A 15,400-nucleotide genomic window follows, 5' to 3' on the forward strand; every position below is an offset into this window, starting at 1 on the left:
CCGCGCGACCCTCGGCGCCCGTGGAACCCGACAAGGACTGATCCCCAGGAACCCTCCTCCATCCCACAGGAGTGAGCCGAGATGACCGAGATGGTTCCACTGCCCCTCGGGGCCTCCCCCGCCGTGCTGAAGATCAAGGCGGGTACGACGGTGACCTGGACCAACAAGGACACCGACGCCCACACCGTGACCAGCTCCGGATCGGGCGGGCCTGTGCGCTCGACACCGCTGACGACCGGCGCCACCTTCCGTCACACGTTCACCAGAGCCGGCACCTATGCCTACTTCTGCTCCATCCATCCCTTCATGACCGCGACCGTAGAGGTGACCCCATGAACCAGTACCCGGACAAGCACGGCGAGGCGCCGGGCGCCGTCCTCGATCAGCCGGCCGGCGACCACGGCATGACAGGACTCGCCTCCGCGAGGCGTCCGGCCTTCGTCATACGCCTGGTCATCGCCGCCACACTCGCCGGGAGCGGCTACATCCATGCCCAGCTCTACCTGGACGGGTATCGCTTCATCCACATCGTCGGCGACCTGTTCCTGCTCCAGGCGAGCGCCGCCTTCGCGGTCGCCGCGCTGATGCTGTTCGCAGCACCGGTGCTGCTCAGGGCCGCGGCTGCCGGCGTCGCGCTCGGTGCTCTCGCCGGGTTCACCGCCTCCCGCACGATCGGTGTGTTCGGGTTCACCGAACACGGTCTGCAGCCTGCCCCGCAAGCCCTGCTCAGCGTCCTGCTGGAATCCGGCACTCTGCTGATCCTTGCAGCCTGGCAGGCAGCCGCGACGGCCCGTCGTCCCGTAGCACCCAACGTCCCGTAGATCTCGACAAAGGGCTCCTCGCCCGTCGGGGCTGAGGGCCTGTCAGGAGCACCGATGAAAGAGTTGTTCACCGCAAAGTGGAGCCACGTCACACGCACAGTGCCCGATGTGAGGCAGTGCCGACTCGGCGCACCGTCCGTGCCGCTCCGCCTCGGCGATCTGGTGGTGACTCAGGTCACCGGCGTCGGAGCCCACGAGCACCTGGAGGACGCACACGGCCGCAGGTTGAAGCTTCACAGGGGCGACCTCGTGGTGGGCGCCTGTGGCAACCGGTATGCAACCGACGTCTACCTCTGATCTTGGCCAGTGCTCCGCCCTTCAGGACTCTGCTGAGGAATGCGTGATTCGGGTGGTCAGGCCGCGAGCATCAGGGCTTCGAGGTGGGAGGTGCGGGTGCCGCCGAGTGGGGTGCCGGTCAGCCATCGGTTGATGCGGATGAGGTTGAGTGCGGTGGCGGCGAAGACGTGGCCGAGGCGGGTCGCGGGTAGATCGCGGTAGCGGGTACGGCGCAGGCCGGTGACACGGACGGCCTGTCGGGTAGCGGCGGCGCGTTGCCGCGCCGCCGCCCCCTGAGAACCGTGCGGGCGGGTTGGCCCCGCACACGGCTCAAGCAGGCCCTATGGCTCACGGGCGGGCAGAAGGCTGGGCCCCTTGCCGGTGGCGGTGACAAGCCGTTGTCGGCAGTGGGCGTGCAGGAGTTGGGCGGGTGGGGCGTCCGGTGTGCCCGGCCCGGTGATGACGATCGCCTTGAGGCTGATCGCTTTGCGGGTCGCCCGCAGCCACTGCTCCCACGCGATGGGGCTGGACGGCGGATGGTCAGCGTGCAGCAGAAGAGCCCCGCAGAGCGGACAGCGGCCGTTCTGGCGGTTGAGCAGGTGCCAGTCGGCCTTGTCGATCAGCGGGATCACGTCCTTGCGCCGCCGCCGGGCCCAGTACTCGGTCAGTGCCGGGTCATCCGGAGACGCCCCGAACTTGACGAGCTGGTGCCGGACGATCTTCGTCCACGCGAACTTGGTGAGGAACCGTCCGCTGCCGCGGTCTCCGAAGACCCACCGGTCACCCCGGCGGGGGTTGAACTCTCCGAAGTAGCGGTGCACGATCCAGTCCTTTGGCTTGTTCGCGTGTTCGTGCTTGGCCCACTTGTAGGCGAGCTGCCACACGTAGAAGTCCAGCGAGCTGAAGACCCTGCTGGACACCCCGATCCGGAAGTAGGCGGACCAGCCCCGGATGATCGGGTTGAGGGTCCTGATCACCGCCTCGGCATTGGACCCGCGCAGGTCCCACATCTCGGCGGCGAGCCGTTTCCGGATCCGTTTCACGGACGCCTTGCTGGGTTTGATCAGCAGTTTCCGGTTGCGATACAGCCGGACGTGGAAGCCCAGGAAGCAGAAGCCCTCGGTGAGGCGCACGATGCGCGTCTTGTCCTCGTTGAAGGCGAGCCCTCTGGGTTCCAGCCAGGCGGCGAGCCGCTGCTTGACCTCCTCGGCCTGCTCACGGCTGTGGCACATCGCCACCAGATCGTCTGCGTACCTCACCAGCACGGGGCTCTTGCGCATCACGCTCCCGGCGTGGATGCCGCTCGCGTGATACCGCACCCCGGCGGCCTCCTCCATTCCGTGCAGAGCCACGTTCATCAGCGCGGGGCTGATCACACCGCCCTGGGGAGTTCCCTCCCCGGTCTCGGTGAGCCGACCGTCCTCGACCACACCGGCCCGCAGCCACTGCGCGACCAGTTCCCGCGCGGGAAACGTGCCGAGCCGCCGGAGCAAGTGATCATGGTCGATCCGGTCGAATGCCGCCGCCAGGTCCGCGTCAAGTACCCATGGCCGACCAGGGTTGGGGCCCCGGCAGGTCAGAAAGATGGACTCGATCGCGTCATGACAGCCACGGCCGGGCCTGAATCCGTAGGACCTCGGCTCGAACCGTGCCTCCCACTCGGGCTCCAGAGCACCAAGGACCACAGCCTGAAGACAGCGGTCCAAGATCACGGGAATGCCGAGCGGACGCCGACGCCCGTCGGGCTTCGGCACATACACCCGTCTGACGGGCCGGGCCGTCCACGACTCGGAGCGGTGCTGCACCCAGTCGGCCACCTCGGCCTTGCCGGGCGCGGTCAGCACCACCTTGCCGTCGACGCCCGCCGTCTCGCGGCCAGCGTTGACCTCCGTCACCCGCCGCACCGCATGCAGTGCGTTGGCGCGGGAACGGAGCATCAGCTTCTGCAAATTGCGGACCCTCTTCAGGTCCCCTGCCTGTGACGCCGTGAAGATCCTCTGCCGCAGCCGCCGTACGTCGTCATCCACCCGCTGCCAGTCGATCGACAGCCAGTCGGTGACATCGTCCTCGGGTCCGTTCACCACCGCGATCACAGCCGGAGCGGCATCTGCCATCCCGGCCTCCTTCACCGCCTTGGTGTCCAACTTGTCCCTCGGTTCCATCGCCTTCGGTCATCGTCACTTCACAGGCCCACCAGACCCACGTCAGCACCCTTTCGGGTCCGGGCAGCTGCCCGTATCCGGCCGGTTATACGAGACGACCGGCGGAGGGGCCGGTCATCGTGTCCCGCTTTCCCGCTGCCTTTCGGCCGCCGGCGTTCGCTTCTTGGGTCCTCCTGTTCCCGCCGGGGAGTTGAGCTCTCCTCGCGGTCGGCCAACCGGGCACCGGATAACCGGCCCCGGACCCCGACGGGGTTTCCGCGTTGCACACGTACGAGATCCGACTGGGGTGGGCGCCCCCTATGCCCCGGGAACAGCGGTGTCCTACGACTGCAACTCACCTCTTACAGTCGCCGCTTGCCGCCTCTCAACGGCCGGTTCCTGGACTCCGGCAGAGCGATCCATCATCCGGAGCTGATACCTGACGAGACATCAACCAGGGGTTCACTCGTCGTTCGCCCGTCCAGTCTTCCCCTTCGCCTGTGGTCCCCGGATGGCACGGGCACCCTTGGGCTTGACCCCCTGAGCTCCGCACCCCGCGGTTACCCGCAACGCACGTCAGGGTGGGGACAGACCCTGGACACTGGCCCGGAACTACACCTTCAACATCGAACCTCCACTCGGTGTGTTCACTCGTATCGTGCGCCCTCGTGTCGCACGGGAGATCGTTCCTTCGACCCCGGCCCGGATCGCGTAACGGTTCTTTCAATTGTCGGTCTCCTGGGCCTGGCGGACGGCTTCGAGGGCCTCGTGCCGTTCGCGGGGCAGGAAGGTGATGCCCCTGCCCCGGCGGCCGGACGGGGGCTTGGTGCATGCCGTCTGCTTCGGGCAGGGGCGGCAGTGCTCGGCGGAGAAGAACACCTTGAGGACCGGAGTGCCGTTGCGGTGGTGTTTCTGTTCCCACCACTCGAAACTTTGGTGCCCGCCTGGACAGGTGGCGCTCTCGTTGTCCCAGTCGATGGTGAAGTCGGCGCGGGAGAAGCCCTGATCCTCTCGGGACTGGCGGCTGCTGTCGTGCGGGGCCGGGCCGAGCAGTTCCATACCCCGCTCGGTCGCGGACAGGAACAGGGCGGCAGTGGTGTAGCCGGCATCCACGACATGCACGTCCGGCAGCAACTCCCGTTCTGCGAGCGTTTGGTGGACCGGTTCGGTCATCTCCGTGTCGGCCACCACGGCATCGGTGGTGGCCACCTGCGTGATCACGTGCGGCGCATCCGGCTCGCAGGTCTCGGTCAGATGCGCCTTGTAGCCGGTCCAGCCCGAGCCGCGCTTGATCCCGTAACGGGCATCGGTGTCATAGGGCGAGCACAACCGGTGATGAACCGGCGGGAGATCCTTGCCCTCCCGCCAGCGCACCCCCTTCTCGTCGCGGTGGTACTGCTGGACCCAGGAGACCCGCAGGACCTGCACCGCCTCGATCTCGCGCAGCCAGTCCGGAGCCGCGGGGGCGTAGACCGCGTCCAGCAGGACGAACCCGTCCCGTCCGACCTGCTCAGACCACTGTTCACGGACCTCTTCGCCCTTGGGGAAGCGGTAGGCGTCCACGCGCGGCCCGTAGCGCTCGGCCCACTCGGGTGTGACCAGGCCGGACAGCCATGCCGGGGCGGCGACCGCCAGCGCTTCCAGTGCGGCCCGCAGCGTCTCGCCGACGAACTCCATCCTGTTCAGCGTCCGCACCGCCGCCAGCACGTGCGTGGAATCGGTCCGCTGCCGGCCACCGGCCTTCAGCAGGTCCAGCCCGCGCAGGCGTTCCAGCACCAGCTCCAGCGTCGTCTGTTCCAGTCCGTGCTCGATGAGACGGGAACGGAATAGGCTCAGCACGGAGGCTTCGAACCCGGGATCGTCCAGCTCCAGGCCGAGCAGAAACTTCCAGTCCATCCGGGCCCGCACCTGGTCAGCGGCCTGCCGATCGGTCAGCCCCTCCGCGTACTGCAACACCGACACCAAAGCCAACGCCCCCGGCGAGACAGCCGGGCGTCCCCGGACGGCGAACGCCTCTGCGAACGCCTCGTCCTCAAACAGCGGGCCCAACGCCTCCCGGATCCGCACCGCCATCGTCCCCTTCGGGAACGCTGCCCGCACCACCCGGGCCGTCAGCTCCGGCACCCCATGATCAGCCCGTGGCTCCAGTGACATCTCTCGGCCCTCCCGCTCACGCCATAACAATCGTGGAGGACCAACGACCCAGCCCTGCTCGAATCACGCATTCCTCAGCAGAGTCCTTCAGGGCGGGGGTGAAGGCCATCTTTGGCCCGGAGGCGCGGAGTGCCGGAGTGCTCTTCGTCTCCGGGGTGAGGGTCAGACGGGACGCTGCTGGTTTTCGATGTACTGCTTGACGACGGTCAGGGGTGCCCCGCCGCATGATCCTGCGAAGTAGGAGCCGGACCAGAAGTGTCCGCCCCACAGGTACCGGCGGACGTGGCTGTCGTACTCCTGGCGGAGCCTGCGGGAACTGACGCCCTTGAGCGAGTTGACCAGTTTGGAGAGCTGGACCTTCGGCGGGTAGTGCACGAGCAGGTGGACGTGGTCCTGTTCGCCGTTGAACTGTTTCAGCTCGGCCTCGAAGTCGGCGCAGACCTCCCGCATGATCTCTTCGGTGCGGGTCAGCATGGCGTCGGTGAACGCTTCACGCCGGTACTTTGTGACAAAAACCAAATGAACATGCAGGTTGTAGACAACATGGCGACCGGTTCTGACATCGGGATGAGGGTTCCAGCGCGGTGACATAAACCAATGCTATGGTCTCGATCGTGAGTCAAGACACCATGGTCAAGCGGCAGTTCGGGCATCGTGCCCGGCTTGCGCTGTCGCCTGCCGAGGCGTTGAGGACTGATAGCCAGGCGCACGCGGCCCGCACCCTGTGGAACCTGCTGCACGCCTGGTGGCAGATGATGCCGAAGGAAAAGCGGACTCTCGGACACGCGGATGCCGCCGTACGACAGGCCCGCAAGGACATCGACTTCCTTGCTGTCCTTCCCGCGCAGGCCGCGCAAGCAGTACTCAAGACGTACTTCCTGGCGTGGAAGAACTGCTGGGACGGCCGCGCCGACGCCCCGAACTTCAAGGGCCGGTTCCGCACGGTGATGTCCGTGGACGTCCCTCAGGGCCGGGACCTGAACATCGTGCGCGTGCACCGCCGCTGGGGCATGGCCAACATTCCCAAGGTGGGCCGGGTCCGCTTCCGGTGGACCAAAGACCTTCCGGTCGGCAAGCGTGCAGGCGCGGAGAACCGGATCACCGGGGCACGGCTGGTCAAGGACGCGCTCGGCTGGCACATCGCCTTCCGCGTCCAGACCTTGGAGGTCAAGCCCGAGCCCCACCAGGGGCCGGAAGTCGGCATCGACGTGGGCGTCACCGTGCCCATCGCCCTCTCAGACGGCGAGACGTACGAGCACGGCGAATGGCTGACGGAGAAGGAGAAGGCCAGGCTTCTGCACCTGGAGCGGCGCGCCGCGCAGCGCAAGCGGCACCGCAAGCCCGGCGAGCGCACCAGCCGCCGGCTGCACCGCACCTACGACCAGATCGCAGGACTCCGCGCGAAAGCCAAGCGCAGGGCCCTGGACTGGCAGCACCAGACGACCACCGCCATCGCCCGCACATACGGCACCGTCGTGGTCGAAGCACTCACCATCACGAACATGGTCAAATCCGCCAGAGGAACCATCGAGGAGCCAGGGAAGAACGTCGCCCAGAAGTCCGGGCTGAACCGCTCCATCAGCAAGGAGACATGGGGCCGCACGGTCACCATGCTGACGTACAAGACCGCCCGGCTCGGCGGCACCCTGCACAAGGTCCCCGCCCCCGGCACCTCCCAACGCTGCTCAGCGTGCGGCTTCACCACGCCCGGCAACCGGGAGAGCCAGGCCGTGTTCGTGTGCAAGAACCCCGACTGCGGCTGGTCGGGCAATGCCGACCACAACGCAGCCCGGAACGTCTTGCACCTGTACCGGATGGGCCTCGCGCTCATCCCGGCTGCCGGGAGGGCAGTCGTCAGACGTGCGAAGCGCGTCAAGCCCGCTGCCGCAAGGTAAGCAGGAATCTCCCGGCTTCAGCCGGGAGAGCACTTCAAGAGGGCTACCACCGGCAGGGGCCGAAGGCGCACCTGCTTACCGCAGGCGGGGTGATCGGCGTCGCCGTCTCCCGGCACACCGGCTGCTCGCCGCCGACCGAGCTCGATGTCCTCGGACCGCTGACGGATGACCACGGGCGTCCCCTGTCACTGGAGCACTTCGCGCGGCCGTGGACGCCGCCTGCGCCGCAGTCGCAGCCACCCATGCAACCGCCGACGGTAGCGGTCGTCGGCTCGTCGATGAACTCGGGGAAGACCACCACAGCGGCCGGGTTGGTCAGCGGCTGGACGCGCGCAGGTCTGGTCGCCGGAGCGGCGAAGGTCACCGGCTCCGGCAGCGGCAAGGACCGCTGGGCCTACATCGACGCCGGTGCCCGGCATGTCGTGGACTTCCTCGACTTCGGGATGTCCTCGACCTTCGGCTATCCGCCCGAGCGGCTGCTGAAGACCATGGGGGCGATGCGCGACGCGCTCGGCCACGACGGTGCCGAAGCGATCGTGCTGGAGATCGCCGACGGCCTGCTGCAGGAGGAGACACGCCGATTGGCCGGCCAACTGTCGACCATCTGTCGTGGGGCGGTACTCGCGGTCGGTGATGCGCTCGCGGCTCGTGCCGGAGTCGATCTGCTCGATGCGGTGCCGGTGCTGGCGGTCAGCGGGCTGATCACGGCAAGCCCCCTGGCATCCCGGGAGGCGGCGGCGGCCACCGGTCTGCCGGTGCTGTCGCCCAGCCAGTTGGCCGACGGCGCGGCTGTGGATCTGCTCGCCGAGAGGATTCCCGCACCATGATAAGGGTCACTGCGTATCTGACGGATCATCACCTCGGCCCGGGCGGTCTTGCCGGACCGGGACGGCCGACCGAAGTCGACCTCGACGCCACCGTGACCGGACCCGCCGAGCTGAGCCTGGCCGGACTGACGGTACGGGACGAGCGCGGCGGCGACCTCTTCCGCCGTCCCGGTGAGCACGGGTACCTCTTCGACCCGGCGGCGGGCGGCGGTCCGCTCGCCGGGCCGGAGGCCCAGTACCAGGCGCGCGGCTTCGGGGTGACCAACACCGCGTACCACGCTGCCCGTGTCCTGGACCTCGCCGCCCGGCTGCTGGACCGGCCGCTGCCGCCCCTGGTGATCCGGATCGGCCCGCACTCCGTACCGGGCCGCGGCTGGGGCGGAGGGCACTACCGGCTGCCCGGAGAAGCATCACCGCCGGAGCCCGAGCCCCCGGCCCGGTCGGGCGAGATCCATCTGGGCGCCGGTCGCCGCTTCACCGAGCGCCCTGATCCCGGGTGTTCCCGCTACTTCCACGCGCCCGCGCACAACCCGGCGATCATCTACCACGAAGTCGGCCACCACATCTGCCACCACACCGCCGACTTCCGGGCGAACCGGCTGCGCCCGCCGCTCGACCAGCACAACGGGAAGGTCGCCCTCGACGAGGGCACGGCCGATTTCCTCGCCGCCGTCCTCCTCGGCACCCCTGACATCTACGGCTGGCACCGCGGCCTCATACCGCCGTGGGACCCGCGCCGCCGACAGCTCGACGCTCGCTGGACCACCGCCTGCATGTGCCCGGGCAACGGCCGGGCACACGCCAACGGCACCGTGTGGGCGTCCGCCTTGTGGACGGCGCACGAGCGCGTACGACAGGCCGGTGGTGCCGGCATCACCCGCACCTTGCTCACCGCGATGACCCGATTCGGCAGCCACGGAGCCGATGCGGCCGAGGAACAGCAACGGCGGAACCGCTTCTCCGAGTTGCTGCGCGAGCTCCTCGCCGCCGATCCGGCCATCGCCCCGGTCGTGGCCGGCGCGATGGCCGACCACGGCATTCTCCCCTACGGCCGCAACTGGGAACTGCGGGCGCGGATGCAGGCCCGAGCCGCATCGCCGGACGCGCAGACGACAGCGCCTGGGACGTCGGAGACCGGACGGTGGCCGAGGACGGCGGCGGTCCGGCCGTGACGGGCACCCGGGGCAGACGGCGCGCGGACCAGCGGCAGGTTCTGTGGCGGTTCCGCGGCTACGGCCTGCTGTACCTAGGCATGCTCTGCCTCGGCCTGGGCCTGCGGATCTGCGAGATGGCCGCCGACCTCGCGGCGCCGTGGCCGATCGCCGCCGTGATCGACCGGGTTCTCGGCGTGGCCTCCGCACACAACCCGCTTGCCCACCTGATCGGCATCTTCGGCGCCGGAAAAGCGACGATGCTCGCCACCGCGGCCGGGGCGGTCATACTGACCGCCGCCGTCTCCGGCGCGTTCGACTACGCCGGCGACCGGGTGATGAACGGGGTCGGCGAACGAATGAGCGTGGCGATCCGCGCGGACGCCTACGGCCATCTGCAGCGGCTGCCGATGAGCTATCACGACCGGCAGGCCGTGGGCGAGTCGACCAGCCGGATCATCACCGACTGCGCCCGTATCAAGGACAGCCTGGTCGCCCTGTTCGCGACGCTCCTCCCCGGCATGCTCTCGGTCGGCAGCTTCGCCATCGCACTGCTGTGGCTGGACTGGCGGTTCGGCCTGATAGGCATCGGCTGTATCCCGCTCGTCTACGTGATCGGGGCGCACAACCGCAGGCTCGGCCACCAGACGGCACGCCGTGAACGCGAGGCCGAGGGCCGGCTTGCCGCACTGGTCACCGAAACCCTGCACGGCATTCGCACGGTGCACTCCTTCGGCCGCCAGGACCTGCACGACCACCGCTTCGCAGCGGAGAGCGAGAGCGCGCTGCAGGCAGGGCTGGCCACGACCCGGGTACAGGCGCTCCGGGTGCCGTTGCTGGAGCTGGCGACGGCGGGCGGCATCGCGCTGCTGGTGTGGATCGGCGGATCGGGGGTGCTGAATCACTGGTGGAGCGTCGGCCAGCTGGTGGTCGCGGTCAGCTACCTCAACAGCATGGTCTCGCCAATCAAGTCGCTCTCCCGTCTCTCCGTCACCTTCGCCCAGGGCCAGGCCTCCGGCGAGCGCATCCTGGGCATCCTCGACGAGCCGCGCAGCCCGGCGCGGAGCGAGGCCGGGCTGCCCGTTCGAGCGGCCGGCCGGATCGACTTCCGGTGCGTCTCGATGGCCTACGGGTCCCGGCCCGCGCTGGGCGCCCTGGACCTGACCGTCCTGCCCGGCGAACGGGTCGCGTTGACCGGCCCGAACGGCGCCGGCAAGTCCACCTCACTTGCTCTGATCGCGGGCCTGTATCCGCCCACCCTCGGTTCGGTGGCGATCGACGGCCGTGCGACCACCGAGCTCCCGGAGCCCTGGCTGCACCGGCAGGTCTCGGTCGTACTCCAGGACACCTACCTGTTCCCCGGCACCCTGGCCGAGAACATCCGCTACGCGCGACCGGACGCCGGCGACGCCGATGTGGCCGTGGCGGCCCGGGCCGCGCTCGTCACCGACTTCGCGCAGCACCTTCCGGACGGTCTCGCCACCCGGGTCGGTGACCGCGGGACCGGCCTGTCGGGTGGCCAGCGCCAGCGGGTGGGCATTGCCCGCGCGCTGCTCGCCGACGCGCCCATCGTCCTGCTGGACGAACCGACGTCCGGCCTGGACGCCGACGCCGAACTGCTGGTGATCGGTGCTCTGCGGCGGCTGGTCGCAAGCCGGACGGTGGTCATGACCACGCACCGCCCAGCACTGCTGGGCATGGCGACCCGCACGGTCCGGCTCACTGCGACGCCGCCCACGTCAGGAGGCCGGAACGAAGTCCCGTGCCGGACGGCCGTCCGCGTCGTCGGCCAGGGGCGCGGCATCGGTGGCACCGCCCCCACCAGTCGCTCCACCAACGACCTCCCCGAGCCGCGGAAACCGGCCGGGGAGCCCCCGTAGCTCCGCTCGGCAACCGCTTCCTGCGCACCCAACAGCCGGGAGGGTGGCACGCCGCGGCTTCCCCGGCGTCGCGGTCGATCGACGCAGTGGATTCGGTTTCGAGAGCGTAGTACGCGCTACTGGTTCGCCCAGCGGCACCACCCGGTCCCTACCCGATGTGAGCCACCGAGTCCTCGGGTCACATGACCGGGGGTGCGTCGGACCGACAGGCGATCGGGGTTCCGGTGCGCATGACGCCACCGGTGCGGGCGTCGGCTGACGGTGCAGCAGGTCTTCGGTCGGGTCGAAGTGCAGTGCTTGTCCGCCTTCGCCTGCGGTCCATTACGGACACCGCGGAAAATCTCCTGACTCCAGGCGTACCGCTACCCGCCGTCACAGTGAAACAACGAAAACTTCGCTGTGGGATTCGTTTTGCTGAATGGAATTACTGTCCGCCCACCTAAAGTAACCCACCGGGTTGCGCCCCTTCAAATACCCCCCCGGGGGGGGCATGACCCGGTCGTCTGTCTGCCTGAAACAGGCCGATCCCGGATCGGTCTTGGATCACACCCGCCCGCGCGGCGAGGAATGCGTAGAAGGAACGATGGCCATGAATGCGAACTCCTCTGTGCTGGTCCGGCGGTCGCGCACGTGCCTGGCCGCTGTCGCCGTTGCCGGAGCACTGGGACTGCTCAGTGCGTGCGGCGGATCATCACAAACCAAACCATCGGGCGCACTGAGTCCCGGCACTGGCCAGACCCTGCCTGGAACGCCCGGTGTCTCCGGAACGGGCGGTACGGTCACCCCACCACCAAGCACGCCCTCGACCTCACCAACCGCCGGCCAATCGTCCGCTCCGGCGGCCGCCAACGCGGTGACGATCAAGAACTTTGCCTTCTCCCCGGCGAAACTGACGGTCAAGGCGGGCACGAAGGTGACCTGGACCAACACCGACCCCGACACGCACACCGTCACCAGCAAACAAGGATCGGGCGGGCCGCTGAAGTCGAAAGGCCTGGCCACCAACGACACCTACAGCTACACCTTCACCAAACCCGGCACCTACGCCTACTACTGCACCATCCACCCGTTCATGACCGCCACCGTGGAGGTGACCCCATGACCGAACCGACACACGACTCCCACGGCGACGGCGAGCACGGTATGACCCGCCGACAGCTCATGCGGCACTCCGCCTGGTTCGGTGGCGCCGTCATCCTGACAGTCACCGGGGGAGAGGTGATCAGCCACATCCCCGGTTCGTCGGACCCCACCCCGGCAGGCAGCGCAGACCTGCGGTTCGTGCAGGTCTCCGACAGCCACATCGGCTTCCATGGCCCGCCCAACATGAATGTCACCGGAACGTTCACCGCAGCGCTCAACCAGGTCAACTCACTCGGATTCCGCCCCGACTTCGTCATGCACAGCGGCGACCTGACACACCTTTCCACCCCCGCCCAGTTCGACCAGGTCAAGCAGATGCTGTCGCAGCTGCGCACCGACCGGATCTTCACCGTTCCGGGCGAACACGACTCGATCGGGGACAACGGACGCGCATATCGACAGGCTTTCGCCAAAAACACTCTCGGCGACGGCTGGTACAGCTTCGACACCCATGGTGTGCACTTCATCGCGCTGGTCAATACTCTGCACCTTGAGCGACTCGGCCACCTGGGCAGCGATCAGATCGACTTCGTCCGCAAGGACATCGCCGGCCTGTCATCGGACACCCCGATCGTCGTCTTCAGCCACATCCCGCTCTTCGCGATGTATCCGAAGTGGGGCTGGGGCACCGACGATGCGGTGAAGGTGCTGTCGATGCTGCGCCGTTTCTCCTCAGTCACGTGCCTCAACGGGCACGTCCACCAGCTGTTCACCAAGACCGAGGGAAACATCACCTTCCACTCGGCCGCCCCCACCTGCTACCCGTTTCCCAAACCCGGCCACGGCCCAGGCCCCATTCCACAGGTGCTGCCCGCCGGACGCCTCAAGGACGCACTCGGCATCCGCACCGTCAACTACCGGCAAGGCGGCCACGCACTGGCGGTCAAGGACGAGAAACTCACATGAACCCCCGGAGCCTGCCCGCCCTCGCACTGCGCTTGGTGCTCGCCGCCACGCTCGCGGCAAGCTGATACATCCACGCCCAGCTCTACATCGACGGATACCGCTTCATCCACGTCATCGGCCCGTTGTTCCATCTGCAGGCCGCCGCCGCCTTCGCAGTTGCCGCCGCCGCACCACGACGAGACCAGCCGAGTGCGACCCGGGCTCCGCACCACTGCACCGGACAGATGAACCAGACGCCGACGCGCCTCCCACACGGCGGACACCACCCGGCGCAGCGGCCCACCCGCGGGCCGACAAGTGGCAGGCCGGCTACGAAGAGGGATGATGGACAGGGATCGTGCGCTTCATGCGCTCGCCGCGTGTCCGCGCGAACGGTAAAATTTTTTAGGAAAGCGCACCTGGCTGAATTACTGGGCTCGAATTTCTTGCACGGGCCACGGGATGCGCGCAGTTTCGGGCTGGCGTGATTTTGTTACCCTGAGACGCGCCCTGACGGTTCGCGAGGCCGACACAATGGGTGGTCACGAGCGAGACCGTGCGTGTCGGTCTAAAACCTGAGCGGTTATCGAGGTTTTGTTTTCGATCGAAGGGCGGACACGTCGATCCCAGGGGACCCCTCGAGGTTTAAGTGCCGGCTGCCGCACTTCGCCACTCCACCTGTAGGGACAGCCGGGACATTCGATCAGAAATGGGGCCTGCGCATGGGATGGCTCACCTTCGGCTACTTCATATCGTATGTTCCGTACGCCATGCTGGTGAAGGCACTGGCCAGCGGAGTGACTCCGCTGTCGGGGAAGCCGGTCAACGGCTTTGAGTTGCTGCCCGCAGCCGTCCTCGGACAGCTCCTGGTGATGCCTGTGTTCGTAGCCCTGTCGGGTTGGTGGCGGCACATGCGACGGGGTGGGATCGGGGGGCGTCGGATTCCAGTGGCGGGTCGGGAAACGTTGGCATCCGGCTTCTTTGCTTCGCTCATTATCGGTGCTACCACGATGAACTACACCTTTTCCGGCGTCTCGATCCTCTTCATGCTGTTGTTGATGCGCGGGGGAGTTCTGGTTGTTTCCCCGTTGGTCGACAAGGCGCGCAAACGGCGGGTGACGGCATCTTCCTGGGTGGGGTTGTGCCTCAGCCTGATCGCGGTTTCAGTGGCACTCGGTGATGTGAACAGCTACCACCTCACGCTGGCTGCCGTGCTGAGCGTCCTGATCTATCTCGTCGGCTACATGGGCCGGTTCGAAATCATGAGCCGGGTGGCCAAGTCGGGAGTTCTCGCAACAGACCGCCGCTTCTTCGTGGAGGAGCATGTCGCCGCACCGGTTTGGCTGGCTCTGCTGCTGGCGGCAGGGGCACTGGCCGGGCAAGCGCAGTTGCGTGCGGGCTTCACCACATTCCTCGGTACCCCTGGCGCGTTGGCGGCGGCGGGCATAGGCGTGGCGTACGAGGTGCTGTTCGTCTTCGCTTCGCTGATCTACCTGGACCGGCGCGAGTACACCTGGGGCGTGCCGGCATGGGCGTTCGCCAGCCTGATGTCCGGTCTGGCCGCCTCCTTCTCGCTGGCGTGGGTGGCCGGGCTCCAAGCTCCGGGGGCCGCTCAGCTCCTCGCGCTCGTCTTCGGCGTCGGCGCGGCGGCGGCGCTGTCCTACCCGTCGGCCGTCACCTGGTGGCGGGTACGCGCCACCGGGGCGGTGTGCCGCGTGCTGTTCGTCTGCGGCGGGAACGCCTCCCGTTCGCCCATGGCCGAGGTCATCGCGTGGGCCCAGGCCGCGGAGGCGGGAGTCGCGTACGCCTTCCGGTTCTCCAGCGCGGGTGTTGCGACGACGCGGCCTGGGGACCCGATGGCTCCCGGCGCCATGTCCGCGCTCGCTGAGCTCGGACTGGACCGAGTGCCGGGCCGGGGGAATCCCCGGCTTCACCGAGCACGCCCGGTCACCCCTGAGCTCTGCCGGGACAGCTCCGTCATCTACTGCATGACCCGGGCCCATCGACATGGGGTGATCGCCATGGCACCCGAGGCCGAGGGCCGCACCCTGTGTCTGGATCCGCGCTGTGACATCCCTAATCCGGAGGGGCAGTCCTCGGAGGTGTACGGCCGGTGCGCCAGGCACATCCAGCGGTCCGTCCGCGTGCGCCTGGACGAACTCCTTCGCTCCGACCTCTTCGCGGCGCACCGTCGAGCCGCAATACCCGGATGTGGCAGGTGAACGCG

Annotated in this window: 13 protein-coding genes; 10 read left to right on the forward strand and 3 right to left on the reverse strand. The window is 68.1% G+C overall.

All coding sequences use genetic code 11. The features are described 5' to 3' along the window. Window positions 1–81: 81 nt before the first annotated feature. The 3 genes from OG306_RS35280 to OG306_RS35290 are packed head-to-tail and all read left to right on the forward strand — an operon-like array spanning window position 82 to window position 1,118. Entirely contained in the window at window positions 82–336 is a 255-nt protein-coding gene (locus tag OG306_RS35280; RefSeq protein WP_371666068.1) for a cupredoxin domain-containing protein, read from the forward strand. Beyond that, the gene (locus OG306_RS35285; protein ID WP_266750404.1) at window positions 333–821 is read left to right on the forward strand and encodes a hypothetical protein; all 489 of its coding nucleotides are present in this window, start codon (window positions 333–335) and stop codon (window positions 819–821) included. The genes OG306_RS35280 and OG306_RS35285 overlap by 4 nt, the downstream gene beginning before the upstream one ends. Window positions 822–875: 54 nt before the next feature. Continuing rightward, window positions 876–1,118, forward strand: a complete 243-nt coding sequence (locus OG306_RS35290) for a hypothetical protein (RefSeq protein WP_266750406.1) — start codon at window positions 876–878, stop codon at window positions 1,116–1,118. 320 nt (window positions 1,119–1,438) lie between these two features. Here OG306_RS35290 and ltrA read toward each other — a convergent pair whose 3' ends face one another. The 3 genes from ltrA to tnpA all read right to left on the reverse strand — a co-directional run bounded on the left by ltrA (window position 1,439) and on the right by tnpA (window position 5,983). Beyond that, window positions 1,439–3,259 (reverse strand): group II intron reverse transcriptase/maturase, encoded by a 1,821-nt coding sequence (ltrA, locus tag OG306_RS35295; RefSeq protein WP_371666069.1) that lies wholly within the window; start codon window positions 3,257–3,259, stop codon window positions 1,439–1,441. A gap of 702 nt (window positions 3,260–3,961) precedes the next feature. Continuing rightward, entirely contained in the window at window positions 3,962–5,392 is a 1,431-nt protein-coding gene (locus OG306_RS35300; RefSeq protein ID WP_371666070.1) for an IS1182 family transposase, read from the reverse strand. 162 nt (window positions 5,393–5,554) lie between these two features. Further along, window positions 5,555–5,983: an IS200/IS605 family transposase gene (gene tnpA, locus OG306_RS35305; protein ID WP_079130620.1), complete on the reverse strand. Its 429-nt coding sequence runs from the start codon at window positions 5,981–5,983 to the stop codon at window positions 5,555–5,557. A 23-nt stretch (window positions 5,984–6,006) separates the two neighbouring features. Here tnpA and OG306_RS35310 point away from each other — a divergent pair, with 23 nt between their 5' ends. The 7 genes from OG306_RS35310 (at window position 6,007) to OG306_RS35340 (ending at window position 15,395) form a co-directional block, all read left to right on the forward strand. After that, window positions 6,007–7,287, forward strand: coding sequence for an RNA-guided endonuclease InsQ/TnpB family protein (locus OG306_RS35310; protein ID WP_371666071.1), 1,281 nt, complete (start codon window positions 6,007–6,009; stop codon window positions 7,285–7,287). Window positions 7,288–7,376: 89 nt separating this feature from the next. Continuing rightward, on the forward strand, window positions 7,377–8,114 hold the full coding sequence (locus OG306_RS35315) for a hypothetical protein (RefSeq protein WP_266750413.1): 738 nt from the start codon (window positions 7,377–7,379) through the stop codon (window positions 8,112–8,114). After that, window positions 8,111–9,286: a hypothetical protein gene (locus OG306_RS35320; protein ID WP_266750415.1), complete on the forward strand. Its 1,176-nt coding sequence runs from the start codon at window positions 8,111–8,113 to the stop codon at window positions 9,284–9,286. The genes OG306_RS35315 and OG306_RS35320 overlap by 4 nt, the downstream gene beginning before the upstream one ends. Next, window positions 9,256–11,145: an ABC transporter ATP-binding protein gene (locus OG306_RS35325; protein WP_371666072.1), complete on the forward strand. Its 1,890-nt coding sequence runs from the start codon at window positions 9,256–9,258 to the stop codon at window positions 11,143–11,145. Before OG306_RS35320 ends, OG306_RS35325 begins: the two co-directional genes overlap by 31 nt. Window positions 11,146–11,998: 853 nt before the next feature. Further along, window positions 11,999–12,247, forward strand: a complete 249-nt coding sequence (locus OG306_RS41000) for a cupredoxin domain-containing protein (protein WP_405680386.1) — start codon at window positions 11,999–12,001, stop codon at window positions 12,245–12,247. Next, window positions 12,244–13,194 carry a metallophosphoesterase family protein gene (locus OG306_RS35335; protein WP_266904708.1) on the forward strand — a complete coding sequence of 317 codons (951 nt, stop codon included), beginning with the start codon at window positions 12,244–12,246 and terminating at the stop codon, window positions 13,192–13,194. The genes OG306_RS41000 and OG306_RS35335 overlap by 4 nt, the downstream gene beginning before the upstream one ends. Window positions 13,195–14,183: 989 nt before the next feature. Beyond that, the gene (locus OG306_RS35340; protein ID WP_266750421.1) at window positions 14,184–15,395 is read left to right on the forward strand and encodes a hypothetical protein; all 1,212 of its coding nucleotides are present in this window, start codon (window positions 14,184–14,186) and stop codon (window positions 15,393–15,395) included. The last annotated feature ends 5 nt before the right edge of the window (window positions 15,396–15,400 follow it).

It is taken from the genome of Streptomyces sp. NBC_01241 (assembly GCF_041435435.1).
In the GTDB taxonomy this organism is placed as follows: domain Bacteria; phylum Actinomycetota; class Actinomycetes; order Streptomycetales; family Streptomycetaceae; genus Streptomyces.